2 protein-coding genes are annotated in these 3697 nt (G+C 33.2%); one reads left to right on the plus strand and one right to left on the minus strand.

Annotated features, from left to right (window positions below):
• On the minus strand, positions 1-1352 hold a 1352-nt coding region (locus ABWO04_RS10450), incomplete at its 3' end, for a Clp protease N-terminal domain-containing protein (RefSeq protein WP_353079649.1).
• Between the two features lie 243 nt (positions 1353-1595).
• Here ABWO04_RS10450 and gyrA point away from each other — a divergent pair.
• On the plus strand, positions 1596-3697 hold a 2102-nt coding region (gyrA, locus tag ABWO04_RS10455), incomplete at its 3' end, for a DNA gyrase subunit A (protein WP_353079650.1).

Raw genomic sequence — 3697 nt, forward strand, 5'->3', positions numbered from 1 at the left:
AATTGTTTTTCCAGTTCTAAAATTTGTTTTGGCACTTCAATATTTGTAATGTGCACACGAGAACCCGCTTCATCTAAAGCATCAATAGCTTTGTCTGGTAAAAATCGGTCCGTCATATAACGACTCGTAAGTTTTACACAAGCTTCTATAGCTTCAGGAGTGTAATTTACGTTATGATGATCTTCGTATTTTCCTTTGATATTATTCAAAATCAAGATAGTTTCATCAATTGTAGTTGGTTCTACAATTACTTTTTGAAAGCGTCGTTCTAAAGCGCCATCTTTTTCAATATATTGTCTGTACTCGTCTAAAGTTGTGGCACCCACACATTGGATTTCTCCTCTTGCTAAAGCAGGTTTGAACATATTACTGGCATCAAGCGAACCTGTAGCGCCACCCGCTCCAACAATAGTATGAATTTCATCTATAAATAAAATAATATCATCGTTTTTTTCCAGCTCATTCATTACAGCCTTCATTCGTTCTTCAAACTGTCCGCGATATTTTGTTCCAGCAACTAACGAAGCCAAATCTAACGTTACTACACGTTTGTTAAACAATATACGAGAGACTTTTTTCTTCACAATCATAATCGCTAAACCTTCAGCAATAGCGGATTTTCCAACACCTGGTTCTCCAATTAAAAGTGGGTTGTTTTTCTTTCTTCTGCTTAAAATTTGCGATACACGTTCAATTTCTTTTTCGCGTCCTACAACGGGGTCTAATTTTCCATCTTCAGCCATTTCAGTTAAATCTCTTCCGAAATTATCTAAAACAGGCGTTTTCGACTTTTTCGTAGTTTTATTTCCGCTATTGCTTATTGGATTTGGCATATCTTCTTTGTAATTATCTTCTCCAGAATCGAAATTTTCAGCTCTGGGAGTATCTTTAAAAATATCTTCATTTTCGTTAGAATTCAGGCTCATATATATATCTTTTACATTGTCATAATTAATTTTCAACTTGTTTAAAAGCTTTGTTGTAGGATCGTTTTCGTTTTTTAGCATACATAATAACAACAAAGCGGTACTTATAGAGGTAGTATTGAAAACTTTTGCTTCTAAAAATGTATATTTTAATGCTCTTTCTGCTTGGCGCGTTAAGTGTAAGTTTTTTTTATCGTTTGTAGACAGCCCATTTGGGTTCGCAGGACTTAATATTTCTACTTTTTTTCGTAGCAAATCAAAGTTAATATTTAAAAGGTTTAAAATATCAATTGCACTTCCATTTCCGTCTCGTAACATACCTAAAATTAAATGCTCAGTACCAATAAAATCGTGCCCTAAACGCAAGGCTTCTTCTTTACTGAACTGTATTACATCTTTAACTCTTGGTGAAAAATTATCTTCCATAAAATCTTTAAACTATTTAAAAACGTGAGCAAATACTATGAATTTTTCATAGGTAGTATGCATACTGCTAATTGACAAAAAAAAAACGAGAAATAAAAGTAAATTAGCTATTTATTTGTTAAAATTTTCTTCAATTATTGTTGATAAGTATTTCGATTTTGTTGGAAATTTTAGTTTCAAAAAACGCAAAAAATCGTATATTGGCACGTTTAAAAAAAATCAGTAAAAATTAAATAAATACCTATGACTGACGGAGAAAAGTTAATACCTATTAATATTGAAGATGAAATGAAGTCAGCCTACATCGATTATTCGATGTCGGTTATTGTATCAAGAGCGTTACCAGATGTAAGAGACGGTTTAAAACCAGTTCACAGAAGAGTATTATTTGGTATGTATGAATTAGGAGTTTTTTCTAATAGAGCCCATAAAAAGTCTGCCAGAATTGTTGGAGAAGTTTTGGGTAAATACCACCCACACGGCGATACTTCTGTATATGACGCTATGGTTCGTATGGCGCAAGAATGGAGTTTACGTTATTTGATGGTTGACGGACAAGGTAACTTTGGTTCGGTTGATGGTGATAGTCCTGCAGCAATGCGTTACACCGAAGCCAGAATGAGAAAAATATCTGAAGAAATGTTAGCGGATATTGACAAAGAAACGGTTGATTTTCAGTTGAATTTTGATGATACTTTAGAAGAACCTAAAGTGTTACCTACAAAAGTACCTACGTTATTAATAAACGGAGCTTCAGGAATTGCAGTAGGTATGGCTACTAATATGGCGCCTCACAATTTATCAGAAGTAATTGACGGAACGTTAGCTTACATTGATAATAATGATATTGAAATTGATGAATTAATAAAATATATTAAAGCACCAGATTTTCCTACCGGAGGAACTATTTATGGTTACGAAGGGGTAAAAGAAGCTTTTAAAACAGGTAGAGGTCGTATTGTTATGCGTGCAAAAACTATGTTTGAAGAAGTAAATGGTAAAGAATCAATTATTGTTACTGAGATTCCATATCAAGTGAACAAAGCCGATATGATTAAGAAAACGGCTGATTTGGTTAACGAGAAAAAAATTGAAGGTATTTCTACTATTCGTGATGAATCGGATAGAACAGGTATGCGTATTGTTTATGAATTAAAACGTGATGCCGTTCCAAATGTAGTTTTAAATACACTTTATAAATTCACTCAATTGCAATCTTCTTTCAGTGTTAATAATATTGCATTGGTTAACGGAAGACCACAAATGTTAAATCTTAAAGATTTAATTCATTATTTCGTAGAACACCGTCACGAAGTTGTTGTTAGACGTGCACAATACGATTTAAGAAAAGCAGAAGAAAGAGCGCATATTTTAGAAGGTTTAATTATTGCATCCGATAATATTGATGAGGTAATTAAAATTATTAGAGGTTCAAAAGACGGCGAAGAAGCAAGAGCAAGATTAATTGAACGATTTAAATTATCGGAATTACAAGCTCGAGCAATTGTTGAAATGAGACTACGTCAACTTACTGGTTTAGAGCAAGATAAGTTAAGAGCGGAATACGATGAAATTATGAAGTTAATTACTAGCTTGAAAGAATTATTAGCTAGTAAAGAATTAAGAATGCAAGTCATAAAAGATGAGTTAGCTGAAATAAAAGAGAAATACGGAGATGAACGTCGTTCGTTAATTGAATACTCTGGAGGTGATGTAAGTATTGAAGATTTAATTGCCGATGAAAATGTAGTTGTTACTATTTCGCACGCAGGTTACATCAAACGTACTTCATTATCAGAATACAAAACTCAAAATAGAGGTGGAGTAGGTCAGAAATCTGCAGGAACAAGAGATCAAGATTTCTTAGAACATTTATTTGTAGCTACAAATCACCAATATTTATTATTCTTTACTCAAAAAGGAAAATGTTTCTGGATGCGTGTGTACGAAATTCCTGAAGGAACAAAAGCAAGTAAAGGAAGAGCAATTCAGAATATTATTAATATAGAACCAGACGATAAAGTTGCTGCTTATATTTGTACACAAGACTTAAAAGACCAAGATTATATTAAGAGTCATAACTTAATTATGGTAACCAAGCAAGGCCAGGTGAAGAAAACCTCTTTAGAGAAGTATTCTAAACCACGTGTAAACGGAGTTGCTGCAATTACTATTAAAGAAGGTGATGAATTATTAGGAGCAAAATTAACCAATGGTGAAAGTCAAGTGTTAATTGCAGGGAAATCTGGTAAAATGGTTCGTTTTGAAGAAGCTAAAACACGTCCAATGGGTAGAACGGCTTCTGGAGTTAGAGGAATTACTTTAAAAGATGAAGCTGACGAAGT

Source organism: Flavobacterium sp. (assembly GCF_040382755.1).
GTDB lineage: Bacteria > Bacteroidota > Bacteroidia > Flavobacteriales > Flavobacteriaceae > Flavobacterium.